The organism is Limnohabitans sp. Hippo4 (assembly GCF_003063605.1).
In the GTDB taxonomy this organism is placed as follows: Bacteria; Pseudomonadota; Gammaproteobacteria; order Burkholderiales; family Burkholderiaceae_C; genus Limnohabitans_A.
Genome location: NZ_NESE01000006.1, coordinates 1 through 26796, shown reverse-complemented (window position 1 = coordinate 26796; position 26796 = coordinate 1). Strand labels below are relative to the sequence as shown.

The 26796-nt window shown below is 54.5% G+C and carries 35 protein-coding genes and 4 tRNA genes; 35 read left to right on the top strand and 4 right to left on the bottom strand.

The features are described 5' to 3' along the window. Positions 1-39: 39 nt before the first annotated feature. Genes recG through ubiA form a run of 3 tightly spaced genes read left to right on the top strand, consistent with a single transcriptional unit; the run spans position 40 to position 3991 of the window. A complete protein-coding gene (gene recG / locus B9Z46_RS13475) occupies positions 40-2118 on the top strand; it encodes an ATP-dependent DNA helicase RecG (protein ID WP_108257141.1) in 2079 nt (692 codons plus the stop codon). A gap of 9 nt (positions 2119-2127) precedes the next feature. Beyond that, the gene (locus B9Z46_RS13470; RefSeq protein WP_055359572.1) at positions 2128-3093 is read left to right on the top strand and encodes a hydrogen peroxide-inducible genes activator; all 966 of its coding nucleotides are present in this window, start codon (positions 2128-2130) and stop codon (positions 3091-3093) included. A gap of 40 nt (positions 3094-3133) precedes the next feature. Next, entirely contained in the window at positions 3134-3991 is an 858-nt protein-coding gene (gene ubiA, locus B9Z46_RS13465) for a 4-hydroxybenzoate octaprenyltransferase (RefSeq protein ID WP_108257140.1), read from the top strand. Positions 3992-4005: 14 nt separating this feature from the next. On the opposite strand, the gene proC is transcribed toward ubiA, so the two are convergent. Beyond that, positions 4006-4848 carry a pyrroline-5-carboxylate reductase gene (proC, locus tag B9Z46_RS13460; protein WP_108257139.1) on the bottom strand — a complete coding sequence of 281 codons (843 nt, stop codon included), beginning with the start codon at positions 4846-4848 and terminating at the stop codon, positions 4006-4008. A 50-nt stretch (positions 4849-4898) separates the two neighbouring features. On the opposite strand from proC, the gene glpK reads away from it, so the two are divergent. From glpK to B9Z46_RS13355, 21 genes are all read left to right on the top strand, one after another. Continuing rightward, on the top strand, positions 4899-6401 hold the full coding sequence (glpK, locus tag B9Z46_RS13455; protein WP_108257138.1) for a glycerol kinase GlpK: 1503 nt from the start codon (positions 4899-4901) through the stop codon (positions 6399-6401). A 19-nt stretch (positions 6402-6420) separates the two neighbouring features. Further along, on the top strand, positions 6421-8007 hold the full coding sequence (locus B9Z46_RS13450) for a glycerol-3-phosphate dehydrogenase/oxidase (RefSeq protein ID WP_108257137.1): 1587 nt from the start codon (positions 6421-6423) through the stop codon (positions 8005-8007). A 19-nt stretch (positions 8008-8026) separates the two neighbouring features. Next, positions 8027-8278, top strand: coding sequence for a hypothetical protein (locus B9Z46_RS13445; protein ID WP_108257136.1), 252 nt, complete (start codon positions 8027-8029; stop codon positions 8276-8278). Then, positions 8275-8643 carry a 50S ribosomal protein L14 gene (gene rplN, locus B9Z46_RS13440; protein ID WP_053172537.1) on the top strand — a complete coding sequence of 123 codons (369 nt, stop codon included), beginning with the start codon at positions 8275-8277 and terminating at the stop codon, positions 8641-8643. Before B9Z46_RS13445 ends, rplN begins: the two co-directional genes overlap by 4 nt. A 9-nt stretch (positions 8644-8652) precedes the next feature. Further along, the gene (gene rplX, locus B9Z46_RS13435; protein WP_055359578.1) at positions 8653-8973 is read left to right on the top strand and encodes a 50S ribosomal protein L24; all 321 of its coding nucleotides are present in this window, start codon (positions 8653-8655) and stop codon (positions 8971-8973) included. A 2-nt stretch (positions 8974-8975) separates the two neighbouring features. Beyond that, on the top strand, positions 8976-9515 hold the full coding sequence (rplE, locus tag B9Z46_RS13430) for a 50S ribosomal protein L5 (protein WP_055359579.1): 540 nt from the start codon (positions 8976-8978) through the stop codon (positions 9513-9515). An 8-nt stretch (positions 9516-9523) separates the two neighbouring features. Continuing rightward, complete coding sequence (gene rpsN / locus B9Z46_RS13425) at positions 9524-9829, top strand: 30S ribosomal protein S14 (RefSeq protein ID WP_055359580.1); 306 nt, start codon at positions 9524-9526, stop codon at positions 9827-9829. Positions 9830-9848: 19 nt separating this feature from the next. Beyond that, the gene (gene rpsH / locus B9Z46_RS13420) at positions 9849-10244 is read left to right on the top strand and encodes a 30S ribosomal protein S8 (protein WP_055359581.1); all 396 of its coding nucleotides are present in this window, start codon (positions 9849-9851) and stop codon (positions 10242-10244) included. Positions 10245-10263: 19 nt separating this feature from the next. Then, positions 10264-10797, top strand: a complete 534-nt coding sequence (gene rplF, locus B9Z46_RS13415) for a 50S ribosomal protein L6 (protein ID WP_055359582.1) — start codon at positions 10264-10266, stop codon at positions 10795-10797. Between the two features lie 11 nt (positions 10798-10808). After that, positions 10809-11174, top strand: coding sequence for a 50S ribosomal protein L18 (gene rplR, locus B9Z46_RS13410; protein ID WP_055359583.1), 366 nt, complete (start codon positions 10809-10811; stop codon positions 11172-11174). An 18-nt stretch (positions 11175-11192) separates the two neighbouring features. Then, complete coding sequence (rpsE, locus tag B9Z46_RS13405) at positions 11193-11711, top strand: 30S ribosomal protein S5 (RefSeq protein ID WP_055359584.1); 519 nt, start codon at positions 11193-11195, stop codon at positions 11709-11711. A 17-nt stretch (positions 11712-11728) separates the two neighbouring features. Continuing rightward, a complete protein-coding gene (rpmD, locus tag B9Z46_RS13400; RefSeq protein WP_055359585.1) occupies positions 11729-11911 on the top strand; it encodes a 50S ribosomal protein L30 in 183 nt (60 codons plus the stop codon). Between the two features lie 10 nt (positions 11912-11921). Continuing rightward, positions 11922-12353, top strand: coding sequence for a 50S ribosomal protein L15 (gene rplO / locus B9Z46_RS13395; RefSeq protein ID WP_055359586.1), 432 nt, complete (start codon positions 11922-11924; stop codon positions 12351-12353). A 16-nt stretch (positions 12354-12369) separates the two neighbouring features. After that, on the top strand, positions 12370-13692 hold the full coding sequence (gene secY, locus B9Z46_RS13390; RefSeq protein ID WP_108257135.1) for a preprotein translocase subunit SecY: 1323 nt from the start codon (positions 12370-12372) through the stop codon (positions 13690-13692). A gap of 37 nt (positions 13693-13729) precedes the next feature. Beyond that, the gene (gene rpmJ / locus B9Z46_RS13385; RefSeq protein ID WP_028820150.1) at positions 13730-13843 is read left to right on the top strand and encodes a 50S ribosomal protein L36; all 114 of its coding nucleotides are present in this window, start codon (positions 13730-13732) and stop codon (positions 13841-13843) included. A gap of 25 nt (positions 13844-13868) precedes the next feature. Beyond that, positions 13869-14234: a 30S ribosomal protein S13 gene (gene rpsM, locus B9Z46_RS13380; RefSeq protein ID WP_028820149.1), complete on the top strand. Its 366-nt coding sequence runs from the start codon at positions 13869-13871 to the stop codon at positions 14232-14234. 19 nt (positions 14235-14253) lie between these two features. Next, complete coding sequence (gene rpsK / locus B9Z46_RS13375; protein WP_055359588.1) at positions 14254-14658, top strand: 30S ribosomal protein S11; 405 nt, start codon at positions 14254-14256, stop codon at positions 14656-14658. Between the two features lie 81 nt (positions 14659-14739). After that, entirely contained in the window at positions 14740-15363 is a 624-nt protein-coding gene (gene rpsD / locus B9Z46_RS13370) for a 30S ribosomal protein S4 (RefSeq protein WP_055361796.1), read from the top strand. Positions 15364-15466: 103 nt separating this feature from the next. Beyond that, on the top strand, positions 15467-16459 hold the full coding sequence (gene rpoA, locus B9Z46_RS13365; protein WP_055359589.1) for a DNA-directed RNA polymerase subunit alpha: 993 nt from the start codon (positions 15467-15469) through the stop codon (positions 16457-16459). A 157-nt stretch (positions 16460-16616) separates the two neighbouring features. Continuing rightward, positions 16617-17003 carry a 50S ribosomal protein L17 gene (gene rplQ, locus B9Z46_RS13360; RefSeq protein WP_108257134.1) on the top strand — a complete coding sequence of 129 codons (387 nt, stop codon included), beginning with the start codon at positions 16617-16619 and terminating at the stop codon, positions 17001-17003. Positions 17004-17078: 75 nt separating this feature from the next. Beyond that, positions 17079-17155 (top strand) — tRNA-Met (locus B9Z46_RS13355). Positions 17156-17265: 110 nt separating this feature from the next. On the opposite strand, the gene B9Z46_RS13350 is transcribed toward B9Z46_RS13355, so the two are convergent. Genes B9Z46_RS13350 through thiL form a run of 3 tightly spaced genes read right to left on the bottom strand, consistent with a single transcriptional unit; the run spans position 17266 to position 19222 of the window. Beyond that, entirely contained in the window at positions 17266-17760 is a 495-nt protein-coding gene (locus B9Z46_RS13350) for a CinA family protein (protein ID WP_369907457.1), read from the bottom strand. Then, positions 17757-18227 carry a phosphatidylglycerophosphatase A gene (locus B9Z46_RS13345; RefSeq protein ID WP_369907456.1) on the bottom strand — a complete coding sequence of 157 codons (471 nt, stop codon included), beginning with the start codon at positions 18225-18227 and terminating at the stop codon, positions 17757-17759. The genes B9Z46_RS13350 and B9Z46_RS13345 overlap by 4 nt, the downstream gene beginning before the upstream one ends. A gap of 17 nt (positions 18228-18244) precedes the next feature. Beyond that, complete coding sequence (gene thiL / locus B9Z46_RS13340; RefSeq protein WP_108257131.1) at positions 18245-19222, bottom strand: thiamine-phosphate kinase; 978 nt, start codon at positions 19220-19222, stop codon at positions 18245-18247. Between the two features lie 84 nt (positions 19223-19306). Here thiL and rpe point away from each other — a divergent pair, with 84 nt between their 5' ends. The 11 genes from rpe to B9Z46_RS13285 all read left to right on the top strand — a co-directional run. Then, positions 19307-19990, top strand: a complete 684-nt coding sequence (gene rpe, locus B9Z46_RS13335; protein ID WP_108257130.1) for a ribulose-phosphate 3-epimerase — start codon at positions 19307-19309, stop codon at positions 19988-19990. Positions 19991-20262: 272 nt separating this feature from the next. After that, positions 20263-21762 carry an anthranilate synthase component I gene (gene trpE / locus B9Z46_RS13330; protein ID WP_108257129.1) on the top strand — a complete coding sequence of 500 codons (1500 nt, stop codon included), beginning with the start codon at positions 20263-20265 and terminating at the stop codon, positions 21760-21762. Between the two features lie 5 nt (positions 21763-21767). Then, positions 21768-22346, top strand: a complete 579-nt coding sequence (locus tag B9Z46_RS13325; RefSeq protein ID WP_055359596.1) for an aminodeoxychorismate/anthranilate synthase component II — start codon at positions 21768-21770, stop codon at positions 22344-22346. A 1-nt stretch (position 22347) separates the two neighbouring features. Further along, positions 22348-23409 (top strand): low-specificity L-threonine aldolase, encoded by a 1062-nt coding sequence (gene ltaE / locus B9Z46_RS13320; RefSeq protein WP_108257128.1) that lies wholly within the window; start codon positions 22348-22350, stop codon positions 23407-23409. 62 nt (positions 23410-23471) lie between these two features. After that, entirely contained in the window at positions 23472-24509 is a 1038-nt protein-coding gene (gene trpD, locus B9Z46_RS13315) for an anthranilate phosphoribosyltransferase (protein WP_108257194.1), read from the top strand. Continuing rightward, entirely contained in the window at positions 24506-25294 is a 789-nt protein-coding gene (gene trpC, locus B9Z46_RS13310; protein WP_108257127.1) for an indole-3-glycerol phosphate synthase TrpC, read from the top strand. Before trpD ends, trpC begins: the two co-directional genes overlap by 4 nt. Positions 25295-25330: 36 nt before the next feature. Further along, a complete protein-coding gene (locus B9Z46_RS13305) occupies positions 25331-26134 on the top strand; it encodes a uracil-DNA glycosylase (protein ID WP_108257193.1) in 804 nt (267 codons plus the stop codon). Positions 26135-26193: 59 nt separating this feature from the next. Continuing rightward, a tRNA-Tyr gene (locus B9Z46_RS13300) sits at positions 26194-26279 on the top strand. 117 nt (positions 26280-26396) lie between these two features. Next, positions 26397-26470 (top strand) — tRNA-Gly (locus B9Z46_RS13295). 61 nt (positions 26471-26531) lie between these two features. Further along, a tRNA-Thr gene (locus B9Z46_RS13290) sits at positions 26532-26606 on the top strand. A gap of 66 nt (positions 26607-26672) precedes the next feature. After that, positions 26673-26796, top strand: a 124-nt coding sequence (locus B9Z46_RS13285; RefSeq protein ID WP_233246005.1) for a GTP-binding protein, incomplete at its 3' end; no start/stop codon positions are given.

Below are 26796 nucleotides of genomic sequence, written 5' to 3'. Positions count from 1 at the left end.
CGCGCGTGCTTTGCGGCAAGCTCACGGCACAATGGCGGCATGGTTGCCCCTTCCGCATCGTCACCGCCCAAACCTTTGTCTGCGCCGCAAAAAGCGATGCGCAAAATGGGTTTGGTGCGCGACATCGATTTGGCCCTGCACATTCCTTTGCGCTATGAAGACGAAACGCGCATCGTCAAATTGAAAGAGGCCCGCGAGGGTGATTCGGTCCAAATCGAAGCCACTGTCACCGCCTCCGAAGTGCAACTGCGTCCCCGCAGGCAATTGTTGGTGACTGTTGACGACGGCACAGACACCTGCGTGTTGCGGTTTTTCAGCTTCTATCCGGCGCAGCAAAAAGCACTGGCCGTGGGTCAAGTGATTCGCGCCAGGGGTGAAATTCGTGGGGGCTTTTTGGGCCTGACCATGATGCATCCGGCCTTCAAGTCGGCCACGGGCGAATTGCCTTCTGCCTTGACGCCGGTCTATCCCACCTCGGCAGGATTGCCACAGGCCTACCTTCGTCGGGCCATTGCGGGCGCATTGTCGCGGGCCGATTTGTCCGAGTCTTTACCGCCTTCCTTGGCCTGGCCCCAAGCACCTCGCGGACAAGCCATACACAGCTTGAGGCAGGCACTCACTTACCTGCATCACCCCGCAGCTGATGCTTCCATTGCCGCATTAGAAGACCGTAGTCACCCGGCTTGGCAGCGCCTCAAAGCCGAAGAGTTGTTGGCACAGCAGCTCTCACAGCACATGGCCAAACAGGAACGTGACCGCCTTCGCGCACCTGCCTTGAAAGCCAAAAAGGGGGGCTGGCACGATCAACTTCAAGCCGCTTTGCCTTTTCAGTTAACTGCTGCGCAACAACGCGTTGGCGAAGAAATCGCCCAAGATTTGTCCCGTCCCGTGCCCATGCACCGCTTGCTTCAAGGCGATGTGGGCGCCGGCAAAACAGTGGTCGCCGCTTTGGCCGCCATGCTGGCCATTGATGCTGGTTGGCAATGCGCCTTGATGGCACCCACCGAAATTTTGGCGCAACAGCACTTTGCGAAGTTGGTCGGTTGGCTGGCCCCTTTGGGCGTGCAAGTGGCTTGGCTCACCGGCAGCCAAAAGAAAAAAGAACGCACCGAGATGCTGGCTTTGATTGAGTCAGGCCAAGCCGCCTTGGTGGTCGGTACCCATGCCGTCATTCAAGAACAAGTGAAATTCAAAAACTTGGCCTTGGCGGTCATCGATGAGCAACATCGCTTTGGTGTCGCGCAGCGCTTGGCCTTGCGTGACAAGATGCAAGAACAGGGCATGGAGCCCCACCTGTTGATGATGACGGCCACACCCATCCCGCGCACCCTGGCCATGAGTTACTACGCTGACCTGGAGGTCTCGGTGATTGATGAGTTGCCACCAGGCCGCACACCCGTGGTGACCAAGGTGATCTCCGACAGCCGACGCGATGAAGTGATTGGCCGCATTGGGGCGCAATTGGCCGAAGGCCGGCAGGTGTATTGGGTCTGCCCCCTCATTGAAGAGAGCGAAGCACTTGACCTGACCAATGCCACCGCCACGCACGAAGAGTTGTCTGCCGTCTTGCCAGGGGTCACGGTGGGTCTCTTGCATTCGCGCATGTCGGTGACAGAGAAACGCGATGTGATGGCGCAATTCACGCAAGGCAGCATGGGCGTCTTGGTCAGCACCACCGTCATTGAGGTGGGCGTGGATGTGCCCAATGCTTCCTTGATGGTGATTGAACATGCCGAACGATTTGGCCTCAGTCAACTGCACCAATTGCGCGGCCGAGTAGGCCGTGGCGCGGCAGCGTCGGCGTGTGTGTTGTTGTATGGCACACCAGACGGTGGTCGTTTGAGTGAAACGGCGCGTGAGCGTTTGCGGGCCATGGTGGACACCAACGATGGCTTTGAAATTGCCCGCCGCGATTTGGAAATTCGGGGACCGGGCGAATTTTTAGGGGCCAGGCAGTCGGGTGCACCCCTGTTGCGTTTCGCCGATTTGGCCACCGATGAAGACTTGTTGGTCTGGGCGCGGCAAATTGCGCCTATGCTCTTGGCAAAATACCCCGAGATGGCCGAGCGACACATTGCACGCTGGCTGGGTGGAAAATCTGAGTTTTTGAAAGCTTGAGACATTGGCATGACCCTGACAGAGCTGAAATACATTGTGGCGGTGGCGCGTGAACGGCACTTTGGCAAAGCGGCCGACGCCTGCTTTGTGTCGCAACCCACTTTGTCGGTGGCCATCAAAAAATTAGAAGAAGAACTCGACGTTAAATTGTTTGAGCGCAATGCCAACGAAGTCAGCGTGACGCCCTTGGGCGAAGAAATCATTCAGCACGCGCAACGAGTGCTTGAGCAGGCAGCCGAAATCAAAGAGATTGCCAAGCGCGGCAAAGATCCATTGGCAGGTCCATTGCGCTTGGGCGTGATTTACACCATTGGCCCGTACCTCTTGCCCGACTTGATGAAGCAATCGATGCGCAAAACGCCGCAGATGCCGCTCATGTTGCATGAAAATTTCACGGTCAAGTTAATGGAAATGTTGCGCGCTGGTGAAATTGATTGCGCCATCTTGGCCGAGCCGTTTCCTGATGCGGGCATGGCCACTGCACCTTTGTATGACGAGCCTTTCATGGCGGCTTTGCCATTGAAACACCCACTGGGCAAGAAGAAGTCCATCACGGCAGAACAACTTAAAAACGAAACCATGCTGCTGCTCGGCAGTGGCCATTGTTTCCGCGATCACGTGTTGGAAGTGTGTCCTGAGTTTGCAAGGTTCTCAAGTAACGCAGAAGGCATTCGCAAAAGCTTTGAAGGCTCTTCATTGGAAACCATTCGGCACATGGTGGCCGCAGGCATGGGCGTCACCTTGGTGCCGCGTTTGTCGGTGCCCGAAGAGGCCATGGCCGAACAACCCAAGCGCAAAAAAAACGAAGACGCCGACATTCTTTACTTGCCCATCGTTGATGAATCAGGCGGTTTGCCGCCGACTCGCCGAGTTGTGCTCACATGGCGCAAAAGCTTCACGCGCTACGAAGCCATTGCCGCCCTTCGCAATGCCATTTACGCTTGCAAATTGCCTGGCGTCACACGGTTGTCGTGATGCTTTGCGCGCACCTTAGCCTCATTCTGTGTCAAGCCTGATGCATCAAAAACTGGCCCTCTATTTGGACTTGATTCGCTGGAATCGCCCCGCGGGTTGGTTGCTCTTGTTGTGGCCCACCTTGTCGGCGCTGTGGTTGGCGGCAGATGGTTTTCCGGGGTGGCATTTGATCGCTGTGTTCACCTTGGGCACAATTTTGATGCGCAGCGCTGGCTGTTGTTTGAACGATGTGGCCGATCGCGATTTTGATCGGCATGTGAAGCGCACCGCACAGCGCCCCGTCACCAGTGGTCGCATCGGCGTGAAAGAGGCCTTGGCCTTGGGCGCGGTACTGGCTTTGTTGGCATTTGCTCTGGTCTTGACCTTGCGCGTTGAAACGGTGGCATGGTCCTTTGCGGCCTTGGCCGTTGCGGTCATTTACCCTTTCGCCAAACGGTTTGTGGCCATGCCACAAGCCGTGTTGGGCGTGGCTTTCAGCTTTGGCATTCCCATGGCTTTTGCAGCTGTCACAGGTGACGTGCCATTGCAAGCATGGGCCTTGTTGATCGGCAATTTGTTCTGGGTGTTGGCCTACGACACTGAGTACGCCATGGTCGATCGCGATGACGATTTGAAAATCGGCATGAAGACATCTGCCATCACATTGGGTGATTGGGATGTGCGCGCCATCATGGTTTTTTATGCCGCCTATTTGGTGGTGTGGGGCGTGTTACTCGATGCACCTCACAAGCCATGGGTGCAGGCTGGCTTGGCTGCCGCTGCCGCTCAAGCCGCATGGCACTTTGTGCTCATCAAAGACCGCACCCGTGATGGCTGCTTCCAAGCGTTTCGCTTGAACCACTGGGTGGGCTTTGCTGTGTTTGCCGGGCTGGCGCTCAGCAGTCTCATGGGCGCTTGAAGCGCTGATGCGCTTCAGTCTTTGCCGAACTCATCGCCCAATTCACCAGCGCGGCGCTGCGCCGCCAACATGGCTTGAATGAAGGCCTCTTTCACTTTGGCGTCTGCCATCGAAGTGAGCGCTGCATAAGTGGTGCCCCCTTTGGATGTGACACGCTGGCGCAAGACTTCGGGCGACTCGCTGGATTGACGCGACAAGTGCGTGGCACCGCCAAAGGTCGCTTGCGCCAAATGGTAAGACTGCTCAGCCGTCAAGCCCATTTGCACACCCGCCTCGGTCATGGCCTCTAAGAAATAAAACACGTAGGCAGGGCCCGAGCCAGACAGCGCGGTGACCACATCCAGGTCAGACTCTTGCTTGACCCACAGCCACTCGCCTGTGCTTTTCAGCACTTGCTCAATCAATTGTTTGTCGTGCGCCGAGACGCCTTCGCGGGCAAACAAACCTGTAATGCCCTGTCCCACCAAGGCGGGTGTGTTGGGCATGCTGCGCACGATGCGGTCGGTGTTCAGCCAACGCGCAATGCTGTCACTGCGAATGCCAGCGGCCACCGACAAGTGCAAGGCTTTGCCGGTGAACTGTGAAACAGGTGCTGCGGCCTCTTTGAAGACTTGGGGTTTGACAGCCCAAATGACCAAATCGCTTTGGGCCAATGCTGCACTTGCCGCAGGCAATACCGTCACACCCCAATCACTTTGGAGTTTGGCGGCCGTGTCGGCGAACGGTTCGACCACGCAAACTTGAGATGCTGCAAGACCTTGCTTGAGAAGGCCGCCCAAGATGGCGCTGGCCATGTTGCCGCCGCCAATGAAGGCCAAGCGTGCTTGTTTGAAATCAGTGATGGGTGTGGAAGTCATGCGCGTATTGTCTCTTTTTTGCTGCGCTTGTTTCGGTTAATCTCGTGGCCATGACTTACATCCTTGCACTTGATCAAGGCACCACCAGCTCGAGGGCGGTGCTGTTCAACCGAGAGGGCCACCCCGTGGCCACTGCGCAACAAGAATTCACGCAGCATTTCCCCAAACCGGGTTGGGTGGAGCACGATGCCATGGAGATTTGGCGCACCCAAAAAACCGTCATGCAGGATGTGGTCAATCAAGCCGGCATCCAAGCGCAGCAGATTCAAGCCATCGGCATCACCAACCAGCGCGAAACCACGGTAGTCTGGGACCGCCGCACCGGCATGCCCATTGCGCCTGCCATCGTGTGGCAAGACCGACGCACTGCCGCTGTGTGCGAGCGTTTCAAACAAGTTGGGAAAGCCGCAGAAATTCAGCGCAAAACAGGCTTGGTGTTGGATGCGTATTTTTCAGCCACCAAGCTGGCTTGGTTGTTAGACCATGTGCCGGGTGCAAGACAAAAAGCCGAGCAAGGTCACTTGGCATTTGGCACCATTGACACTTGGTTGATCTGGCACCTGACGGGTGGCCGCGTGCATGCCACCGACCCCAGCAATGCCTCGCGCACCTTGCTGTTCAATTTGCACACCCAAGCATGGGATGCCTCGCTTTTGAAGCTGTTCAATGTGCCTGCTTCTGTGTTGCCGCAGGTGCTGCCCAGCAGCGGCGTGTTGGCCCAAACCGATGCCAATTTGTTGGGCGCGCCCATCCCCATTGCCGGTGTGGCTGGCGATCAGCAAGCGGCCACTTTTGGCCAAGCGTGTTTTGCACCGGGCATGGCCAAGAACACGTATGGCACTGGCTGCTTCATGCTCATGAACACGGGGTCTGTGCCAGTCCAAAGCCGCAACCAATTGCTCACCACCGTGGCATGGCAAGGACCGCAGACTGCGGCGCATTCAACAGCCTATGCTTTAGAAGGTTCGGTGTTCATGGCGGGTGCAACGGTGCAATGGCTGCGTGATGGTTTGCAAATCATCGACAAAGCAAGCGATGTGGAAGCTTTGGCCGCCAGCGTGCCCAACACCGGTGATGTGCACATGGTGCCCGCGTTTGCGGGACTGGGTGCGCCCGATTGGGATGGCCAGGCCCGAGGCTTGTTGATCGGCATGACGCGTGGCACCACGCGCGCGCACATTGCCCGAGCGGCGCTAGAAGCCATTGCATGGCAAGTGGCCGATGTGTTTCAGGCCATGTCCAAAGACAGTGGCCTGGCACTGACGGAGCTGCGGGTGGACGGCGGCGCCAGTCAGAACAATTTGTTGATGCAACTGCAAGCCAATGCGCTGGGTGTGCCTGTGGTGCGATCGCGCATCACAGAAACAACGGCATTGGGTGCTGCTTATTTGGCAGGATTGGCCACAGGCTTTTGGACCAGCGCTGAAGAAATTTCCGCGCAATGGGCTGAAGACAAACGCTTTGTGCCGCAGATTGCATCTGCTGAACGCGAAGCGGGAATGGCCCGTTGGCGCCAAGCAGTTGCGCGATCGCGCGCTTGGGCGCAAGATTGAACTTTAAAGAAGCAGTTGAATGAAGCCTTTGAAGACAGACCGAGCGCAATTGATGGCGCGCTTGGCCAGTGTGGATGAGTACGACCTGGCCATCATTGGCGGCGGCGCCACTGGCTTGGGAACCGCGGTTGATGCGGCAGTGCGCGGCCTCAAGGTTGTCTTGGTGGAAGCCCACGACTTTGCCAAAGGCACGTCATCGCGGTCCACCAAATTGATTCATGGCGGTGTGCGTTATTTGGCGCAAGGACATTTGCCCTTGGTCTGGGAGGCGCTGCACGAGCGCCAAACATTGTTGCGCAACGCGCCCCATTTGGCGCATGCCATGCCCTTTGTCATGCCCGCTTACCGCCGCATCGACCAATGGTTTTATGGCTTGGGCCTCAAGCTGTACGACCTGTTGGCAGGCCGCGCGGGCTTAGGACCCACTCAATTTCTCAATCGCAACGAAACATTGCACAAAGCGCCGGGCACATTGGCCACGCATTTGGTGGGCGGTGTGCAATATTGGGATGGTCAATTTGACGATGCGCGTTTGGCTTTGGCCTTGGCGCGCACGGCAGCGGCGCATGGCGCCTTGGTCATCAATCACATGCCTGTCACGGGCTTGCTCACCACCTTGGGCACTGGCAAAGTTTGCGGCCTCACATGCACCGATGCCGAGACGGGTCTTGCGCATCACATCAAAGCGCGTTGCGTGGTCAACGCCACAGGCGTTTGGGTGGACGAGATTGAAGCCATGACGCAAACCCGTGTGGCCGACACCACGCTAACCCATGTGCCGCATGCCGTCAGCCCCAGTCAGGGCGTGCATTTGGTCGTCGATGCGTCGTTCTGGCCGGGTGAGACGGCCCTGTTGGTGCCGCGCACACAAGATGGCCGCGTGCTGTTTGCCGTGCCTTGGCAAGGCAAAGTCTTGTTGGGAACCACCGACACCCCCAAGTCCTTGGTTGAATGGGAGCCGCAAGCGCTGGACTCTGAGATTGACCAAATCTTAGAAGAAGCTGGAAAGTACTTGGCCAAGGTGCCCACGCGACATGATGTGACCAGTGTGTGGGCTGGTTTGCGGCCTTTGGCTGGCGCCCAATCCGATGCAGGCAAGACGCCAAGCGCGACCCAAAACATCAGCCGTGAACACACCGTCAAACTGGCCACCAATGGGCTGATCAGCGTGATGGGTGGCAAGTGGACCACATACAGGGCCATGGCCGCCGATGTGATGCAGTGCATCCGCAAGGCGCATCTTCTGTCTCTTACGGCGGAAGATGTCACAGTAAACACAACTTTGTGGGGCGCTCAGACGCCAGCACCCGACGACCCTCTGGCCGCCTATGGCACAGATGCGCCTCTGCTCCGTGAAATGGCGGGTCATGACCATTGGCTCAGCCCCCATGTCAGTGAAGCCATGGTTCGCTTTGCTGCGCGCTATGAATATGCGCGAACCGTGGAGGACGTCTTGGCCAGGCGCAAGCGCTTGTTGTTCTTGGACGCCAAAAAGGCTGCCCAGATTGCGCCAGAGGTGGCCAGCCTGTTGGAAGCCGAAACGGGGGTTGACGCGCAATTGGCGGCCTTTATAGCCTTGGCCGAGACCTATCAAGTGCGCTCGTGACCCCTTGTTGGGTTAAAAAATGGGTCAAAACTGGAAAAATCACAGTTTTTTGACCCCGAAAGTGTTGACACGGCCCAAAAATGTTGTAACAATCGCGGGCTTCGCTTCTAAAAAAGCGGAGTTATCTACCCAAACAAAAGCACTGCGAGTGGTTCGTGGTGTGGATGACGGGTCCAAGACTGATCTTGGTGCTGTGGGCAAGCAAAGCGTCTTTCAAGACACTTCTGCAAGTTGCGGTGCACAAGGTGCAAGTTGGGAAATATTGAAATGATTCAGACAGAAACTCGGTTGGATGTTGCCGACAACACCGGCGCTAAGTCCGTCCTTTGCATCAAGGTGCTGGGCGGATCTAAACGTCGTTACGCTAGTGTTGGCGACATTATCAAAGTGAGCATCAAAGAAGCTGCGCCCCGTGGCCGCGTCAAAAAAGGCGAGGTTTACAGTGCTGTGGTCGTTCGTACAGCCAAGGGCATTCGCCGTGGTGATGGCTCTCTCGTTAAATTCGATGGCAATGCAGCAGTTTTGCTCAATGCCAAGTTGGAGCCTATTGGCACCCGCATCTTCGGCCCAGTGACGCGCGAGTTGCGTACTGAGAAGTTCATGAAGATCGTGTCCTTGGCACCTGAAGTTCTCTAAGGACCCGACATGAACAAGATTCGCAAAGGCGACGAAGTCATCGTCATCGCCGGTCGTGACAAAGGCAAGCGTGGCACCGTGTCACTGCGCGCCGATGATTCACACCTGGTGGTTGAAGGCGTTAACCTCGTTAAGAAGCATGCCAAGCCAAACCCCATGAAGGGCACCACTGGCGGCATCATCGAAAAAACAATGCCCATTCACCAGTCCAACGTAGCCATTTTCAATGCAGCTACAGGCAAGGCTGATCGCGTGGGCATCAAGTTGTTGGCCGATGGCAAACGCGTTCGCGTTTACAAGTCCAGCGGCGAAGAAATCAAGGTGGCATAAAAATGGCACGTCTACAACAACAATACCGCGAAAAAATTGCGCCTGAACTGATGACCAAGTTTGGTTACAAATCAGTCATGGAAGTGCCCCGCATCACCAAAATCACTCTGAACATGGGTGTGAGCGAAGCCGTTGCCGATAAAAAGGTCATGGACAACGCGGTGGGCGACTTGACAAAAATCGCTGGTCAAAAGCCAGTCGTTACCAAGGCTAAAAAGCCAATCGCTGGTTTCAAAATCCGCGAAGGCCAAGCCATTGGTTGCATGGTCACATTGCGTGGCGTGCAAATGTATGAATTCCTGGATCGCTTCGTCACCGTGGCTTTGCCCCGCGTGCGTGACTTCCGTGGTATCTCTGGTCGTGCTTTTGACGGCCGTGGCAACTACAACGTCGGCGTGAAAGAGCAAATCATTTTCCCTGAAATTGAGTACGACAAGGTTGACGCTTTGCGCGGTCTCAATATCAGCATCACCACGACAGCCAAGACCGACGACGAATGCAAAGCATTGCTCGCCGGCTTCCGCTTCCCGTTCAAGAACTGAGGTGACACGTGGCTAAAGTAGCTTTGATCGAGCGCGAGCTCAAGCGAGACAAATTGGTGGCCAAGTACGCGGCTAAACACGCGGAATTGAAAGCCATTTCTCAAGATCCAAAACGCAGCGACGAAGAGCGCGCAGCAGCCCGTTTGGGTTTGCAAAAGCTCCCACGCAATGCGAACCCCACACGTCAACGTAACCGCTGCGCGATCACTGGTCGTCCACGTGGCACGTTCCGTCAATTCGGCCTCGGCCGCGCCAAAATTCGTGAATTAGCCTTCCAAGGCAACATTCCTGGCGTGACCAAAGCCAGCTGGTAATCGGCAGGAGAGATACAACATGAGCATGAGTGATCCCATTGCCGATTTGCTGACTCGCATCCGCAACGCACAAATGGTGGCCAAGGCCTCCGTTTCAATTCCCTCTTCCAAGGTGAAGGTGGCAATTGCCCAGGTGCTGAAAGATGAAGGTTACATCGACGGCTTCCAAGTCAAGACAGCGGGCGGTAAGTCCGAACTTGAAATCGCCCTGAAGTACTACGCAGGTCGCCCTGTGATTGAGCGCATTGAGCGCGTCAGTCGCCCTGGCCTTCGCGTTTACAAAGGCCGCGATGCCATTCCACAAGTCCTCAACGGTTTGGGCGTGGCCATCGTCACCACACCCCAAGGCGTGATGACCGACCGCAAAGCGCGCGCAGCCGGTGTCGGCGGCGAAGTTCTTTGCTACGTCGCTTAAGCGCAGGAGAGACTAGAAAATGTCCCGTGTAGGAAAAATGCCTGTGACCATCCCCGCTGGCGTGGATGTGTCCATCAAAGAAGACCAAATCAGCGTCAAAGGAACTGGCGGCACGCTTGCCACCGCTTCTAGCTTGTTGGTCAAAGTAAACAACGACAACGGCAAGTTGACCTTTGATCCGGTCAATGACTCCCGTGAAGCCAATGCCATGAGCGGCACCATGCGTCAGCTGGTGAACAACATGGTGACAGGTGTGACCAAAGGCTTCGAGAAGAAGCTGACTTTGATCGGTGTGGGTTACAAAGCCCAAGCCCAAGGCGCCAAGTTGAATTTGGCAGTTGGTTATTCGCACCCTGTGAACATTGACATGCCTGCTGGCATCAAAGTGGAAACACCTGCGCCAACTGAAATCATCATCAAAGGTGCTGACCGCCAACGTGTGGGTCAGATTGCTGCTGAGATTCGTGCTGTTCGTCCTCCCGAGCCTTACAAAGGCAAGGGCATCCGTTACGCGGATGAGAAGATCACGATCAAAGAGACTAAGAAGAAATAAGGAGCTGCATCATGTTGACCAAAAAAGAGCAGCGTCTCCGTCGTGCACGTCAAACACGCATCCGCATTGCACAGCAAGGCGTGGCACGTTTGACAGTGAACCGTACCAATCTTCACATTTATGCCAGCGTCATTTCCGGCGACGGCAGCAAAGTGTTGGCCAGTGCATCTACAGCCGAAGCCGATGTTCGCAAAGAACTCGGCGCAGCCGGCAAGGGTGGTAACGCCAATGCAGCGCAACTGATCGGCAAGCGCATCGCTGAAAAAGCGAAAGCTGCTGGTGTTGAAAAAGTAGCTTTCGACCGCGCAGGTTTTGCCTTCCACGGTCGTGTCAAAGCTTTGGCTGAAGCCGCTCGCGAAGCTGGCTTGCAGTTCTAAACGGATCGGAAATTACAAATGGCTAAGTTTCAGGCAAAAGCACAAGGTGACGGTCCAGAAGACGGTCTGCGCGAGAAGATGATCGCGGTGAACCGCGTTACCAAGGTTGTTAAGGGTGGTCGCATTTTGGCGTTCGCAGCTTTGACAGTGGTTGGTGACGGCGATGGCAAAGTGGGCATGGGCAAAGGCAAATCGAAAGAAGTGCCAGCTGCTGTTCAAAAAGCCATGGAAGAAGCTCGTCGCAACTTGCACAAAGTGTCGCTCAAAAACGGCACCATCCATCACACCGTTTACGGTCACCACGGTGCAGCGCGCGTTTTCATGGCGCCCGCTCCCAAGGGTACTGGCATCATTGCCGGCGGCCCAATGCGTGCTGTTTTCGAAGTGATGGGTATCACTGACATCGTGGCAAAAAGCCATGGTTCGTCAAACCCTTACAACATGGTTCGCGCCACTTTGGACGCTTTGACCCACTGCACAACGGCATATGAAATTGCCTCCAAGCGTGGCAAGAGCGTTGAAGACATCTTCGCTTGAACCCGAAAGGCACACCAATGACAACTCAACAAACCGTCAAGGTCCAATTGGTTCGCAGCCCTATCGGCTGCAAACAAGACCACCGCGACACCGTTCGTGGTCTGGGCTTGCGCAAGCTCAACAGCGTCAGCGAATTGCAGGACACACCTTCAGTTCGCGGCATGATCAACAAGATCAGCTATCTGGTCAAAGTTCTCTGAGAGATATCTGATGGAACTCAACAGCATCAAACCTGCAGCTGGCGCTAAACACGCCAAGCGTCGCGTTGGCCGTGGTATCGGTTCGGGTCTGGGTAAAACCGCCGGCCGTGGACACAAAGGTCAAAAATCCCGTTCAGGCGGCTACCACAAAGTGGGTTTCGAAGGCGGTCAAATGCCTTTGCAACGTCGTCTGCCCAAGCGTGGCTTCAAGTCTCACCTCTTGAAGTTCAATGCTGAAGTCACATTGACAGCACTCGAAAACCTCGGCTTGCCCGAAGTTGACGTGTTGGCACTGAAGCAAGCTGGCCTGGTGGGCGAGCTGGCCAAAGTGGTCAAGGTTGTCAAAACTGGTTCGTTGACCAAAGCTGTCAAGTTGACAGGCATTGGCGCAACAGCCGGCGCTAAAGCAGCCATCGAAGCTGCTGGCGGTTCATTGGCTTAATTGAGAGAAGTACGCAGTGGTCACTAGCGCAACAACAGCAAACAAAGGCAAGTACGGAGACTTGAGTCGCCGTCTCGTCTTCTTGTTGCTCGCGCTGGTGGTTTACCGTGTGGGTGCGCACATTCCTGTTCCAGGCATTGACCCCGCACAGCTGCAGCAACTCTTCAATGGTCAGCAGGGCGGCATTCTGAGCTTGTTCAACATGTTCTCGGGCGGTGCTTTGTCGCGCTTCACCGCGTTCGCGTTGGGCATCATGCCTTACATCTCTGCGTCCATCATCATGCAATTGCTCACTTATGTCTTGCCTGCTTTCGAGCAGCTCAAGAAAGAGGGCGAAGCGGGACGTCGCAAGATTACGCAGTACACACGCTTTGGCGCTTTGGGTTTGGCTTTGTTCCAATCCTTGGGCATTGCCATGGCTTTGGAAGCTTCTGCTGGTTTGGTCATTGCCCCCGGTTTTGGTTTCCGCATGACCGCTGTGGTCAGCTTGACTGCAGGCACCATGTTCCTGATGTGGCTGGGTGAGCAAATCACCGAGCGCGGTTTAGGCAACGGTATTTCTATCCTCATTTTTGCTGGTATTGCTGCAGGTTTGCCTGGCTCTATCGGCGGATTGTTGGAGCTGGTTCGCACAGGCGCCATGGGCCCTCTGGTTTCCATCTTCATCATTGCTGTGGTTATCTTGGTCACTTATTTTGTGGTGTTCGTTGAACGCGGCCAGCGCAAGATTTTGGTGAACTATGCTCGCCGTCAGGTGGGCAACAAGGTGTATGGCGGTCAATCGTCACACCTGCCCTTGAAGCTCAACATGGCTGGCGTCATTCCACCTATCTTTGCTTCATCCATCATTCTTTTGCCAGCCACTGTGATCAATTGGTTCAGTTCTGGTGAAACCAACAACGCTGTGGTGTTGTTCATGAAGGACGTGGCTTCTGCCCTCACACCAGGTCAACCGATCTATGTGATGTTCTATGCAGCTGCCATTGTGTTCTTCTGCTTTTTCTATACTGCCTTGGTGTTCAACAGCCGCGAGACGGCCGACAACCTCAAGAAGAGTGGTGCGTTCATCCCCGGCATTCGTCCTGGTGATCACACTGCCAAATTCATTGACAAAATTTTGGTGCGTTTAACACTGGCCGGTGCCGTGTACATCACCTTTGTTTGTCTCTTGCCCGAATTTTTGATCTTGAAGTACAACGTGCCGTTCTATTTTGGTGGCACTTCACTTCTGATCATTGTTGTGGTGACCATGGATTTCATGGCACAAGTTCAGAACTACATGATGTCTCAGCAGTACGAGTCGCTTCTTAAAAAAGCGAATTTCAAAACCACGCTGTGATTGAATTGATAGGTAAAAGAGTTTTAGGAGAAATGAAATGAGAGTTTCGGCTTCGGTCAAAAAAATTTGCCGCAACTGCAAAGTCATTCGCCGTAAAGGCGTGGTTCGTGTGATCTGCACAGACCCACGTCATAAGCAGCGTCAAGGCTGATTGCAAGAGTTATTAGAGGACGAAAATGGCACGTATCGCTGGCATCAACATTCCGCCGCACAAGCATACCGAAATTGGCTTGACAGCTATCTTTGGTATCGGTCGCACCCGCGCTCGCAAAATCTGCGAGGCTTCAGGCATTGCTTATTCCAAAAAGATCAAAGATCTGACGGATGGCGACCTGGAAAAAATTCGCGATCAAATCGCATTGATCACCATTGAAGGTGACTTGCGTCGCGAAACAACCATGAACATCAAGCGTTTGATGGACATCGGTTGCTACCGTGGTTTCCGCCACCGCCGTGGCTTGCCCATGCGTGGTCAGCGTACTCGCACCAATGCACGTACTCGCAAGGGTCCGCGTAAAGGCGCTGCAGGCTTGAAGAAATAACAGGGATTGAGAGACCACTATGGCAAAAGCCCCATCCAATAGCGCCGCACAACGCGTGCGCAAAAAAGTTCGCAAGAACGTTGCCGACGGCATCGCACACGTGCACGCCTCGTTCAACAACACCATCATCACCATCACTGATCGCCAAGGCAATGCGTTGTCATGGGCTTCTTCAGGTGGTCAAGGTTTCAAGGGTTCACGTAAATCCACACCGTTTGCAGCGCAGGTTGCTTCCGAAGTGGCTGGCCGTGCCGCCATTGAACAAGGCATCAAGAACCTCGACGTCGAGATCAAAGGCCCAGGCCCAGGTCGCGAGTCTTCAGTTCGTGCATTGGGCGCCTTGGGCATCCGCATCACATCGATTGCAGACGTCACACCCATGCCCCACAACGGTTGCCGCCCTCAAAAGCGTCGTCGTATCTAATTTGCAAAGCCCACCGCCATTGCCGTGCTGGCAATGGCTCCCGCATGTCTCATGCGGTAGTTGACAGAAAAGGAAGATCAAGTGGCACGTTACCTAGGCCCTAAGGCCAAACTTTCCCGCCGTGAAGGCACTGACCTGTTCTTGAAGAGCGCACGTCGCTCTATTGCGGACAAGTCTAAATTTGACACCAAGCCCGGCCAACACGGTCGTACTTCTGGTCAGCGTACATCCGATTACGGTTTGCAATTGCGCGAAAAGCAAAAAGTGAAGCGCATGTACGGCGTGCTCGAGAAGCAATTCCGCCGCTACTTCACCGAAGCTGACCGTCGTAAAGGCAACACAGGTTCTAACCTGTTGAGCTTGCTCGAGTCACGCTTGGACAATGTTGTTTACCGCATGGGCTTTGGCTCTACTCGCGCTGAATCACGTCAATTGGTTTCACACAAAGCGGTCACCGTGAATGGTCACCCAGTGAACATCCCTTCTTACCTCGTCAAAGCTGGCGATGTGGTGGCTGTTCGTGAAAAGTCCAAGAAACAAACACGTGTTTTGGAAGCTTTGCAATTGGCTCAACAAGTTGGCATGCCAGCTTGGGTTGAAGTCAACATCGAAAAAGTTGAAGGCGTCTTCAAGAAGGCTCCTGATCGTGATGAATTTGCGTCTGACATCAACGAATCATTGATCGTTGAATTGTATTCACGCTAATCTCATCTTGTTTCAATTGTTCCCTTACCGCGATGCATCGCGGTTTGGGTGCTTCATCAGCCTTACCGGTGTAACGAACCGGGGGTATTGAGAGGAAGTCTGAATGCAAACCAATCTGTTGAAACCCAAAGCCATCCAAGTTGAACAACTCGGCCCCAACCGCGCCAAGGTGACCTTGGAGCCCTTCGAGCGTGGCTATGGCCACACCTTGGGCAATGCGCTGCGCCGTGTGTTGTTGTCTTCTATGGTGGGTTATTCCGCTACGGAAGTCACCATCGCTGGTGTTGTTCACGAGTACTCATCCATTGATGGTGTGCAAGAAGATGTTGTCAACATCTTGTTGAACCTCAAAGGTGTGGTTTTCAAATTGCACAATCGCGATGAAGTGACATTGAGCCTGCGCAAAGATGGCGAAGGTCCTGTCACAGCGGCCGATATCCAAACACCGCACGACGTTGAAATCATCAACCCCGAGCACGTCATTGCCAACCTGTCACAAGGCGGCAAGCTCGACATGCAAATCAAGGTTGAAAAAGGCCGTGGCTATGTGCCAGGTTCGATGCGACGTTTTGCCGATGAGCCTACAAAATCTGTGGGTCGCATTGTTCTCGATGCCTCTTTCTCACCTGTTAAGCGCGTTAGCTACACAGTCGAAAGCGCACGTGTTGAGCAGCGCACCGACCTCGACAAGTTGGTCATCGAAATGGAAACCAATGGTGCCATCAGCGCTGAAGATGCCGTTCGCTCTTCTGCCAAAATCTTGGTGGAGCAATTGGCTGTGTTCGCACAGCTCGAAGGCAGCGAGTTGTCTGCATTCGACGCACCCGCACAACGCGGCGGCGCCAGCAGCTTCGATCCTATTTTGCTGCGCCCAGTGGACGAGCTCGAACTCACCGTTCGCTCTGCCAACTGCCTCAAAGCAGAAAACATTTACTACATCGGCGACCTGATTCAGCGCACCGAGAACGAATTGCTCAAGACCCCTAACCTGGGTCGCAAGTCACTCAATGAGATCAAAGAAGTTTTGGCCTCACGTGGTTTGACATTGGGCATGAAGCTCGAGAGCTGGCCACCTGCTGGTTTGGAAAAGCGTTAATTTGAGAGGGCCCCTTTAGGTTTGACCTGAAGACCCTTTCAGCAAGTCAGCTAAAATAGCAGGACTTTTCAAAAGTCCCATCCTGAGTTCCTAGGGTGGGCAGTGCACGGGCAGTACCTGATACGGCTGCTTGATTAATAAAGAAAGGATTAGCACCATGCGTCACGGACACGGACTACGTAAACTCAATCGCACAAGCTCACACCGCTTGGCAATGCTGCAAAACATGATGAACTCCATCATTGAGCACGAAGTGATCAAAACAACAGTGCCAAAGGCCAAAGAACTGCGCCGCGTGATCGAGCCCATGATCACTTTGGCCAAAGTCGACACAGTGGCCAACCGCCGCTTGGCTTTCAACCGTTTGCGCGATCGCGACAGCGTCACCAAACTGTTCACAGACCTCGGCCCCCGCTTCAATGCACGCCCAGGTGGTTACACACGCATCCTGAAAATGGGTTACCGCGTGGGTGACAATGCACCAATGGCTTTGGTCGAGTTGGTTGATCGTCCCGATGTGGTCGAGCAAGCGCCTGAAGCTTAAGTTTGCAAATAATTGGCTTTAATTTTAAAACCTTAAGTATTAAAGCTGATTAACAAGGTATACTCTCGTTTTTACCGCGGGGTGGAGCAGTCTGGTAGCTCGTTGGGCTCATAACCCAAAGGTCGTTGGTTCAAATCCGGCCCCCGCAACCAAATTAAGCAGCAAATTGATTTGCGCGCTGATTGAAAAAATGCCCACTTCGGTGGGCATTTTTTTTGGTCAATCGCTTCAGTGAAACACGTTCAATAGTGGCAAGGCTTCTTCAGCTGCCAGTCACCATCTTGGTCAACTGTGCCAATGCCAGTGCAGTGGTGGCCTCTCGGACAGCTTGTCTGTCGCCCGAAAAAACTTGGCGAATGCTGATGCATTGCGCAGGATTTCTAGACGCCCATGCAAGCCAGACTGTGCCCACAGGCTTCTCAGGGCTGCCGCCCGTTGGACCGGCAACACCTGTGACCGCCACACTGAAGTTGGCCTTGGAGTGCGCTAAAGCGCCCAAAGCCATGGCTTTGGCCACTTCCTCGCTGACTGCACCGTGCTGTGCAATCAGTGTGGCCGGTACGCCCAGCATTTCCGTTTTGGCTTCGTTGGCGTATGTCACAAAGCCTCTTTCAAACCATGCGCTAGAGCCAGACAAATGGGTGCAACTGGCGGCAATCATGCCGCCGGTGCAGCTTTCTGCCGTGGCGATGCATGCCTTGTGCGCCAAAAGTGCTTGGGCAAGGGATTCACAATGAAGTTGAATGAGAGAAGTCACCAGGCTCTCCAAAGTGCAAAGCAAAGAAGGGTGCAAAACGCAGCCACAAAATCATCCAGCAAAATGCCAAAGGCACCCCGCCAGCCAAAGCCTTTGAACAAACGATCGGCCCAAGCGACCGGGCCAGGTTTTGCCGCGTCGAAATAACGAAACAACGCAAACGCAAAGCATTGCGTTAACAAATTACTGGGCTCCAACAACCAAAGGATGAGCCAAAACGCCAACACTTCATCCCAAACAATGGCACCAGGATCGGCGATGCCCATGTTCTCTGCGGTCACTTTGCAGGCCCACCAACCTACCAAGGTGGACGCAGCCAAAAGGAGGCCCCACTCAAGTTGTGTGAAGTGCTCGTGAAAAACCCACCAACTGGCCCATGCCCACAAAGTGCCAACCGTGCCAGGCGCTTTAGGCGAAAGTCCTGAGCCAAAGCCCAAGGCAATCCAATGCGCAGGATGTTTTGCCATGAAGCCTGCAGTGGGTCTCATGCTGATTTGAAGTGGTCGAAAGAGGCAAAGGTGTTCGGCATCACTTGGCCGTTTGCGTCTCGCAAAACCAAGTGAGGCGTGGCTGTGATGTGCCCGATTCGCGTAACCCGCGTTTGGGCTGTCTGGCTGGCAGCCGCAACAGCCTCTCGCTGATCAGGCGCTGCGGTAAAGACCAACTCGTAGTCATCGCCACCCGACAAAGTCAGTGCCAACTGACTGGCGGAATCAAGCTGGTTATGAAATTCTTTGGCATTGCGACAGTCCAAGGTGCTGACCACCTGCGGTGTTTCGATCTCGGCACCCACACCGCTGGCTTTCAAAATGTGCCCCAAATCGCCCAACAGACCGTCGCTGATGTCGGCCGCCGAATGCGCAATGCTGCGCAAAGCCATGCCCAATGCAACGCGTGGTGTGGGTTGTTCCATGCGCCATCGTGCGTGTTCAAAAACAGGCGCAGGCACTTTCATGTGGCCTCGAAAAACTTCAAGCGCCAAACGCGCATCGCCCAAATGACCGCTGACATAAATGTCATCTCCAACTTGCGCACCGCTTCGAAGCAGGGCTTGCGACGCAGGCACTTCGCCCAAAACGGTGATGCAAATGTTCAAGGGGCCGCGTGTGGTGTCGCCGCCAATGAGGTCGATGTCGTGGGCGTCGGCCAAAGTCCAAAGGCCTTGCGAAAACTCAGACAGCCAATGCGGGTCCACTTGGGGCAATGACAGCGCCAACATGAACGCCTTGGGTTTGGCGCCACAGGCTGCCAGATCACTTAAGTTTACGGCCAAGGCTTTGTGCCCCAAATGACGGGGGTTCACGGTGGAGAGAAAGTGTCGACCTTCGACCAGCATGTCACTGGAGATGGCCAATTGCTGGCCGGGCGTGACGCCCAACAATGCGCAGTCGTCACCCACCCCCAGCGTGGCATGCCGCGCTGGCCGTTTGAAGAAGGTTTCGATCAGATCAAACTCACCCATAAACCCAAGCATAACCTCTGACAAGCCCTGGCGCATCTGCGCACTCTGAACAATTTGGGGCTGACAAAATGAGACAATTCGGACATGACCACCTACCGCATCGCCCCCTCACTTTTGTCTGCCGATTTCGCCCGATTGGGTGAAGAAGTGCGAAATGTCATTGCCGCCGGCGCCGACTGGATTCACTACGACGTGATGGACAACCATTACGTGCCCAACCTCACGTTTGGCCCCATGATTTGCCAGGCCCTCAAGCCACATGCCAAAACAGCTGACGGCAAAGATGTGCCCATTGATGTGCACCTGATGGTGCAGCCGGTGGATGCCTTGGCCGCAGCCTTTGCTGATGCCGGTGCCGATCTGATCAGTTTTCATCCAGATGCATCAACGCATGTGCACCGCAGTGTTCAGGCCATCAAGTCCAAAGGCTGCAAAGCCGGTGTGGTGTTCAATCCTGCAGAATCCTTGGATGTGTTGGAGTGGGTCATTGACGACATCGACCTGATCCTCATCATGTCGGTCAACCCTGGCTTTGGTGGCCAGAGCTTCATTGACAGCGCGCTTCGCAAAATTGAACAAGCCCGAGAGTGGATTGACAAATCAGGCAAAGACATCCGCCTGGAAGTGGATGGCGGGGTCAAAGTCGACAACATTCGCCGTGTGGCCGATGCAGGTGCCGACACCTTTGTGGCGGGCAGCGCCATTTTTGGCAAGCCCGATTACGCAGCCGTCATTCAAGCCATGCGCAAGGAGTTGAGCGCAGCCTGACATTCTGCTTGGCGTGTGACCGACAGCTTTGTTACACTAAGCCTTCCATGATCCAAATTCATTCATTCTTCGCAGCAGTGCTGCCGGCCGTTTCTGGCCGGGGAGCCTGGTCTTGGCGTCAGCCAGTTTAAATTTGCCTAGAACCGGCAGCGGCATCGCTGCCACCCCAGTGTTCAAGCTTTTTCACTTGAACAAATGAATGAACCGGTTGGCCCCTTCTAACGCGCCCCTTGCGCACCCCGGCCCAACCATCCTGAACGGAGCTTCCGATCGTGATCACAGAACTTGAATTCAAAAGCCTGACGCAACAAGGCTTCAACCGCATTCCCCTCATGCTGGAGGCGTTTGCTGATTTAGAAACCCCGCTGTCCCTGTACCTCAAACTGGCGCATGCCAAAGATGGTGGCAAGTACAGCTTTTTGCTCGAGTCGGTGGTGGGTGGTGAGCGCTTTGGCCGCTACAGCTTCATTGGCTTGCCCGCCAAAACCTTTTTGCAAGCCAGTGGCTTTGGTGCAGTGGCCAAGACCGAAGTCGTCACCGATGGCGTGGTGGTGGAAACGGCGTCAGGCAACCCCCTCGATTTCATCGAGCAATATCAAAAGCGATTCAAGGTGGCGCTGCGCCCAGGTTTGCCACGGTTTTGTGGCGGCTTGGCAGGCTATTTTGGTTACGACGCTGTTCGCTACATTGAGAAAAAGCTCGAAAAAACATGTCCGCCTGACACCTTGGGTACGCCCGACATTTTGCTGCTGCAATGCGAAGAGTTGGCCGTGATCGACAACCTGTCGGGCAAGCTTTATTTGATCGTGTATGCCGACCCTGGCGTGCCCGAGGCGTATTCAAAAGCCAAGAAGCGTTTGCGCGAACTCAAAGAATTGTTGAAGTACTCCGTTAGCGCGCCCGTGGTGAACTCCACACAAACGCATCCTGCCGAACGCGACTTCAAAAAAGAAGACTATTTGAAAGCAGTGCTGGAAGCCAAAGAGTTGATCGCCGCAGGCGACTTCATGCAGGTGCAAGTAGGCCAACGCATCAAGAAGCGCTACACCGAAAGCCCCTTGTCTTTGTACCGTGCGCTCAGGTCTTTGAACCCCAGCCCTTACATGTACTTCTACAACTTTGGCGACTTCCATGTGGTCGGTGCCAGCCCCGAAATTTTGGTGCGCCAAGAGCAAACCGAAGAGGGTGTCAAAGTCACCATTCGTCCCTTGGCCGGTACGCGTCCACGGGGCGCCACACCTGAAAAAGACAAAGCCGCCGAACACGAGTTGGTGAACGATCCCAAAGAGCGTGCCGAGCACGTGATGCTGATTGACTTGGCCCGCAACGACATTGGTCGCATTGCCAAAATTGGCTCGGTCAAAGTGACCGAAGTCTTCGCGGTAGAGCGCTACAGCCATGTGATGCACATCGTGAGCAACGTCGAAGGCATCTTGAAGGATGGCATGACCAACATGGATGTGCTCAAAGCCACGTTTCCTGCGGGCACACTCACGGGGGCACCCAAAGTGCATGCGATGGAATTGATTGATCGCCTCGAGCCCACCAAGCGCGGACTGTATGGCGGTGCATGCGGCTACCTCAGCTATGCGGGCGACATGGATGTGGCCATTGCCATTCGCACAGCAGTCATCAAAGATCAAACCTTGTACGTGCAGGCTGCGGCCGGTGTGGTGGCCGATTCAGTGCCCGAGTTGGAATGGAAAGAAACCGAACACAAAGCACGCGCCTTGTTGCGTGCCAGTGAGTTGGTGGAAGAAGGTTTGGAGTAATCGACATGGCCAAAATTAAATTGTTGATGGTCGACAACTACGACTCTTTCACATTCAACATCGTGCAGTATTTTGGCGAGTTGGGCGCCGAGGTTGAAGTCTTTCGAAATGACGAAATTACGTTGGAAGGCATTGCCGCCAAAGCGCCAGACCGTTTGGTGATATCGCCCGGCCCTTGTTCGCCTGCGGAAGCGGGCATTTCAGTTGCGGCCATTCAGCACTTTGCGGGCAAGCTACCCATCTTGGGCGTGTGCTTGGGCCATCAAAGCATTGGCGCAGCCTTTGGCGGCAAAATTGTTCGCGCACAAGAATTGATGCACGGCAAAACCAGTGTCATTCAAACCAAACAAAGTGGTGTGTTCAAAAACTTGCCAGAAAAATTCACGGTCAACCGTTATCACTCTTTGGCCATTGAGCGCGCATCGTGCCCCGCAGATTTAGAAATCACGGCGTGGACCGATGATGGTGAAATCATGGGCGTGCGCCACAAGCATTTGAATGTAGAGGGTGTGCAGTTTCACCCCGAGTCCATCCTGACAGAACATGGTCACGCCATGCTGAAAAATTTCTTGGAGGCTTCCTGACATGAGCACTGCATCCGCTATGCCGCGCATTGATTTGCGCAGTGACACCGTCACGCGGCCCACACCCGGCATGCGAGAAGCCATGGCGCAAGCTTTGGTGGGTGATGATGTTTTTGCAGATGACCCTAGCGTGAATGCACTGCAAGAAAAAATTGCCAAGCTGCTTGGTTTTGAAGCTGCATTGTTCATGCCCACGGGTACACAAAGTAATTTGTGTGGGGTGCTGTCGCATTGCCAGCGAGGTGATGAATACATCGTGGGTCAAATGGCCCATTGCTATCGCTGGGAAGGTGGCGGCGCTGCAGTGTTTGGCAGTGTGCAACCCCAACCGCTGACGCAACAAGCCGACGGCAGTTTGGCATTGGCTGACATTGAAGCGGCCATCAAACCAGACGATGCGCACTTTGCCAAAACCAAATTGTTGGCTTTAGAAAATACATGGGGTGGCAAGGTCTTGCCTCAAAGCTATCTGAGCGAGGCCAGCGCATTGGCCTTGCAAAAAGGTTTGGCACGTCACTTGGACGGCGCACGGCTATTCAATGCAGCAGTGGCCCAAGCCGCAGCACTGGGCACGTCACCCTACGACGAAGCCAAACGCATTGCCCAATGTTTTGACAGTGTGTCGGTTTGCTTCAGCAAAGGTTTGGGCGCACCCATGGGCTCTGCTTTGTGTGGCTCCAAAGCCTTCATTGCCAGAGCGCATCGCCTGCGCAAAATGGCAGGTGGTGGCTTGCGTCAAGCGGGCTTCATGGCGGCCGCTGCTTCTTATGCCTTGGATCACCATGTACTGCGCTTGGCTGAAGACCACCAATTGATGCAAGATTTGGCGCAAGGCTTGAGCGGCATTCCAGGCCTGCAAGTTGAAACACCCCAAACCAATATTTTGTTTGTTGATTTGGTGGGCGAGGCCAAAGCCCAAGGCGTGGCTTTGCAAACCCATTTAAAGCAAGCGGGCATCGACATGACGGGTCTGTACCGCATGCGTTTTGTCACGCACTTGGATGTTGACCGTGCAGGAATTGATCGCACCATTTCCGCTGTCCGTCAATTTTTCAACGCTTGAATTCAAGCAAGCTAGCAAGCACAACATCCCAACATTTCATGAATTCAAATCCAGAGACTGCCATGCCCATTACGCCGCACGAAGCACTGCAAAGAACCATTGAGCACCGTGAAATTTTCCACGATGAAATGCTGAAGATCATGCGCATGATCATGAACGGCGAACTCTCGCCCGTCATGACGGCTGCATTGATCACAGGTTTGCGTGTCAAAAAAGAAACAATTGGTGAGATCACCGCCGCCGCGCAAGTGATGCGCGAGTTTTCGACCAAGGTGGTGGTGCCAGATACGCGTCATTTGGTGGACATCGTGGGCACTGGCGGCGATGGCTCACACACCTTCAACATTTCAACCTGCGCGATGTTTGTGGCGGCAGCTGCTGGCGCCAAAACCGCCAAGCATGGCGGCCGCAGTGTCAGCAGCAAATCGGGCAGTGCCGATGTGCTCGAGAGTTTGGGGGCCAACATCAATTTGTCACCCGAGAAAATTGCGCAGTGTGTGCAAGAAGTGGGCATTGGCTTCATGTTTGCACCCAATCACCATCCCGCCATGAAAAATGTGGCGCCTGTTCGCAAAGAGCTGGGCGTGCGAACCATTTTCAACATCTTGGGTCCCCTCACCAATCCCGCCAGCGCACCCAACATTTTGATGGGTGTGTTCCACCCCGACTTGGTGGGCATTCAAATTCGCGCCTTGCAACGACTGGGCGCCGAACATGCATTGGTCGTTTATGGCCGCGATGGCATGGACGAAGTCAGCTTGGGTGCCGCCACCTTGGTGGGCGAACTCAAAGATGGCCACATCACAGAATACGAAATTCATCCAGAAGACTTTGGCATGGCCATGGTCAGCAACCGCGCTTTGCGTGTTGAAACACCCGAAGCTTCGCAAGCGTTGCTGCGCGCTGTGTTGAACAACGAAGCAGGCGCTGCGCGCGACATTGTGATTTTGAATGCGGGTGCTGCGCTGTACGCGGCCAATGTGTCAAGCAGCATCAAAGAAGGCATTGTGTTGGCGCGTCAAGCGATTGAATCAGGTGCTGCCAAAAACAAGCTGGAACAGTTTGTGGCCTTCACCCAAAAAGCAGGAGCTTCTGCATGAGCGATATTCTGAAAAAAATCGTCGCGGTCAAGCACGAAGAAATTGAACTGTCATTGCGCAAAAAACCTTTGGCTGCCGTGCGTGCCGACGCGGAAAGCCGCGTGCTCACACGCGACTTTGTTGGCGCCATTCGTCACAAGATTGACAGCGGCCAAGCTGCTGTCATTGCAGAGATCAAAAAGGCCAGCCCCTCAAAAGGCGTGTTGCGCGCTGACTTCATGCCCGCTGACATTGCACAAAGCTATGCAGAGCATGGCGCGGCTTGTTTGTCCGTCTTAACCGACGCGCAGTTTTTCCAAGGCAGCGCAGACTACTTGAAGCAAGCGCGTGCCAGTTGTGATTTGCCCGTGCTGCGCAAAGACTTCATGGTCGACCCATATCAAGTTTATGAAGCACGCGTGATGGGGGCAGATTGCATCTTGCTCATTGCAGCGTGTTTGGACGATGCGCAAATGAAAGACATGGAGGCGGTGGCGCGCAGCTTGGACATGGCGGTGTTGGTGGAAGTGCATGATGCACAAGAGTTAACGCGTGCGCTCAAATTGAAAACGCCTTTGGTGGGCATCAACAACCGCAACCTGCGAAGCTTCGAAGTGTCTTTGGACACCACCTTGGGCATGATGAAGGATGTACCTGCCGATCGTATTTTGGTGACCGAGAGCGGCATCTTGTCGAGCGCCGATGTGCAAAAAATGCGCGACGCCCATGTGCACGCCTTTTTGGTTGGCGAGGCTTTCATGCGTGCAACCGATCCCGGCCAGGCTTTGGCTGACTTGTTTCATTAAGACCTCCTGCCATTCGCGGGCGGGACTTTGCGCACCATGACTTCAATTGGCAAGCAAACCACCTTGTTTGGTGAGTTGGCCCGTGAAGGTGATGAGGGCGCGGGTCATGACATTCATTGGAATCAACTGCGCAGCAGCGATTGGCCGCCCAGCCTGACAGGCTTGTCGTCTGTTTGGTCTCAGCTTCTGCAGATGCATTGGCAAAGCGAGACAGGACACGCTTTGTCCCAAAAACTGGTCGACCAGTTGGCCGCCCACAAGGTGATTTATCCTCGCACACCCTACAAGGCACTTGAGCTGACGCCCTTTGAGCAAGTGCGCGTGGTGATCTTGGGGCAAGACCCCTACCATGGCCCAGGACAGGCCGAAGGCTTGGCCTTCTCGGTGGGCGAAGGGCAAAAAATCCCACCCAGTTTGCGCAATATTTTCAAAGAGGTTCAACGTGATACGGGGGCTGTCATGCCGCAGGGCGCCCATGCAGGCAGCTTGGTGCGATGGGCATCGCAGGGTGTTCTGCTCTTGAACACAGCCCTGACCGTTGAGGACTCACAACCTGCCAGTCATAGCCGTTGGGGTTGGGAAGTGCTTACTGACAAAATCATTGAAGCCCTTGCCATGGATGCACAACCCCGGGCTTTTTTGCTCTGGGGTGGCCATGCCCAAGGCAAGGCGGCATTGATTGAAGCGGGTGATGTGGCGAAGCGCCATTTGGTTTTAAAGGCCAATCACCCATCACCCTTGTCGGCCCTCAGACCCCCCTTGCCATTCATGGGGTGCGGCCACTTCGGCCAAGTGAACCGGTGGTTGTTGGCCCAAAATAAAAAAGCAATACTTTGGTAATTTCCTTCTTGAGGCTTGCTGAGGCTGAGAAAAAAGTGGCATAATCCCAGATTCGCTGAGGAGGGGTGCCCGAGTGGCTAAAGGGGGCAGACTGTAAATCTGTTGGCTTACGCCTACACTGGTTCGAATCCAGTCTCCTCCACCAGCAAAATTACCTTGTTAAGAACAAAGAGCGTTTGGAATCAGAAAACGCATCGGGGTGACTGTCATTCAATTGACTTGAATTGCCCGGATGATTTGCCTGACTCTGCTGCAGTCAAATGCGGGAGTAGTTCAATGGTAGAACCCTAGCCTTCCAAGCTAATGACGCGGGTTCGATTCCCGTCTCCCGCTCCAGTTTCAACAAGGTGGTGCAGTTTAGTGCGGACAAAGTGCCTTGTTGTACTGAGTCATGATCGCCCTTGTGGCTCAGTGGTAGAGCACCCCCTTGGTAAGGGGGAGATCGCGGGTCCGATTCCCGCCAAGGGCACCAGTTTTTTGTGCAAATTTTGAGCACTTTTTGAGTTTTAGTTTTTAACGTTTTTTTCGGAGTCGAGAAATGGCAAAAGAGAAATTTGAGCGGACAAAACCGCACGTGAACGTTGGCACCATTGGTCACGTCGACCACGGCAAAACAACATTGACAGCTGCGATCACCACCGTGTTGGCAGCCAAGTTCGGCG

Excerpts from the sequence above, each read along its gene's own strand:
- recG (WP_108257141.1), top strand. The coding sequence starts at position 40 with ATGGTTGCCCCTTCCGCATCGTCACCGCCCAAACCTTTGTCTGCGCCG.
- B9Z46_RS13470 (WP_055359572.1), top strand. The coding sequence starts at position 2,128 with ATGACCCTGACAGAGCTGAAATACATTGTGGCGGTGGCGCGTGAACGG.
- ubiA (WP_108257140.1), top strand. The coding sequence starts at position 3,134 with ATGCATCAAAAACTGGCCCTCTATTTGGACTTGATTCGCTGGAATCGC.
- proC (WP_108257139.1), bottom strand. The coding sequence starts at position 4,848 with ATGACTTCCACACCCATCACTGATTTCAAACAAGCACGCTTGGCCTTC.
- glpK (WP_108257138.1), top strand. The coding sequence starts at position 4,899 with ATGACTTACATCCTTGCACTTGATCAAGGCACCACCAGCTCGAGGGCG.
- B9Z46_RS13450 (WP_108257137.1), top strand. The coding sequence starts at position 6,421 with ATGAAGCCTTTGAAGACAGACCGAGCGCAATTGATGGCGCGCTTGGCC.
- B9Z46_RS13445 (WP_108257136.1), top strand. The coding sequence starts at position 8,027 with ATGGGTCAAAACTGGAAAAATCACAGTTTTTTGACCCCGAAAGTGTTG.
- rplN (WP_053172537.1), top strand. The coding sequence starts at position 8,275 with ATGATTCAGACAGAAACTCGGTTGGATGTTGCCGACAACACCGGCGCT.
- rplX (WP_055359578.1), top strand. The coding sequence starts at position 8,653 with ATGAACAAGATTCGCAAAGGCGACGAAGTCATCGTCATCGCCGGTCGT.
- rplE (WP_055359579.1), top strand. The coding sequence starts at position 8,976 with ATGGCACGTCTACAACAACAATACCGCGAAAAAATTGCGCCTGAACTG.
- rpsH (WP_055359581.1), top strand. The coding sequence starts at position 9,849 with ATGAGCATGAGTGATCCCATTGCCGATTTGCTGACTCGCATCCGCAAC.
- rplF (WP_055359582.1), top strand. The coding sequence starts at position 10,264 with ATGTCCCGTGTAGGAAAAATGCCTGTGACCATCCCCGCTGGCGTGGAT.
- rplR (WP_055359583.1), top strand. The coding sequence starts at position 10,809 with ATGTTGACCAAAAAAGAGCAGCGTCTCCGTCGTGCACGTCAAACACGC.
- rpsE (WP_055359584.1), top strand. The coding sequence starts at position 11,193 with ATGGCTAAGTTTCAGGCAAAAGCACAAGGTGACGGTCCAGAAGACGGT.
- rpmD (WP_055359585.1), top strand. The coding sequence starts at position 11,729 with ATGACAACTCAACAAACCGTCAAGGTCCAATTGGTTCGCAGCCCTATC.
- rplO (WP_055359586.1), top strand. The coding sequence starts at position 11,922 with ATGGAACTCAACAGCATCAAACCTGCAGCTGGCGCTAAACACGCCAAG.
- rpmJ (WP_028820150.1), top strand. The coding sequence starts at position 13,730 with ATGAGAGTTTCGGCTTCGGTCAAAAAAATTTGCCGCAACTGCAAAGTC.
- rpsM (WP_028820149.1), top strand. The coding sequence starts at position 13,869 with ATGGCACGTATCGCTGGCATCAACATTCCGCCGCACAAGCATACCGAA.
- rpsK (WP_055359588.1), top strand. The coding sequence starts at position 14,254 with ATGGCAAAAGCCCCATCCAATAGCGCCGCACAACGCGTGCGCAAAAAA.
- rpoA (WP_055359589.1), top strand. The coding sequence starts at position 15,467 with ATGCAAACCAATCTGTTGAAACCCAAAGCCATCCAAGTTGAACAACTC.
- rplQ (WP_108257134.1), top strand. The coding sequence starts at position 16,617 with ATGCGTCACGGACACGGACTACGTAAACTCAATCGCACAAGCTCACAC.
- B9Z46_RS13345 (WP_369907456.1), bottom strand. The coding sequence starts at position 18,227 with ATGGCAAAACATCCTGCGCATTGGATTGCCTTGGGCTTTGGCTCAGGA.
- thiL (WP_108257131.1), bottom strand. The coding sequence starts at position 19,222 with ATGGGTGAGTTTGATCTGATCGAAACCTTCTTCAAACGGCCAGCGCGG.
- rpe (WP_108257130.1), top strand. The coding sequence starts at position 19,307 with ATGACCACCTACCGCATCGCCCCCTCACTTTTGTCTGCCGATTTCGCC.
- B9Z46_RS13325 (WP_055359596.1), top strand. The coding sequence starts at position 21,768 with ATGGCCAAAATTAAATTGTTGATGGTCGACAACTACGACTCTTTCACA.
- ltaE (WP_108257128.1), top strand. The coding sequence starts at position 22,348 with ATGAGCACTGCATCCGCTATGCCGCGCATTGATTTGCGCAGTGACACC.
- trpD (WP_108257194.1), top strand. The coding sequence starts at position 23,472 with ATGCCCATTACGCCGCACGAAGCACTGCAAAGAACCATTGAGCACCGT.
- trpC (WP_108257127.1), top strand. The coding sequence starts at position 24,506 with ATGAGCGATATTCTGAAAAAAATCGTCGCGGTCAAGCACGAAGAAATT.
- B9Z46_RS13305 (WP_108257193.1), top strand. The coding sequence starts at position 25,331 with ATGACTTCAATTGGCAAGCAAACCACCTTGTTTGGTGAGTTGGCCCGT.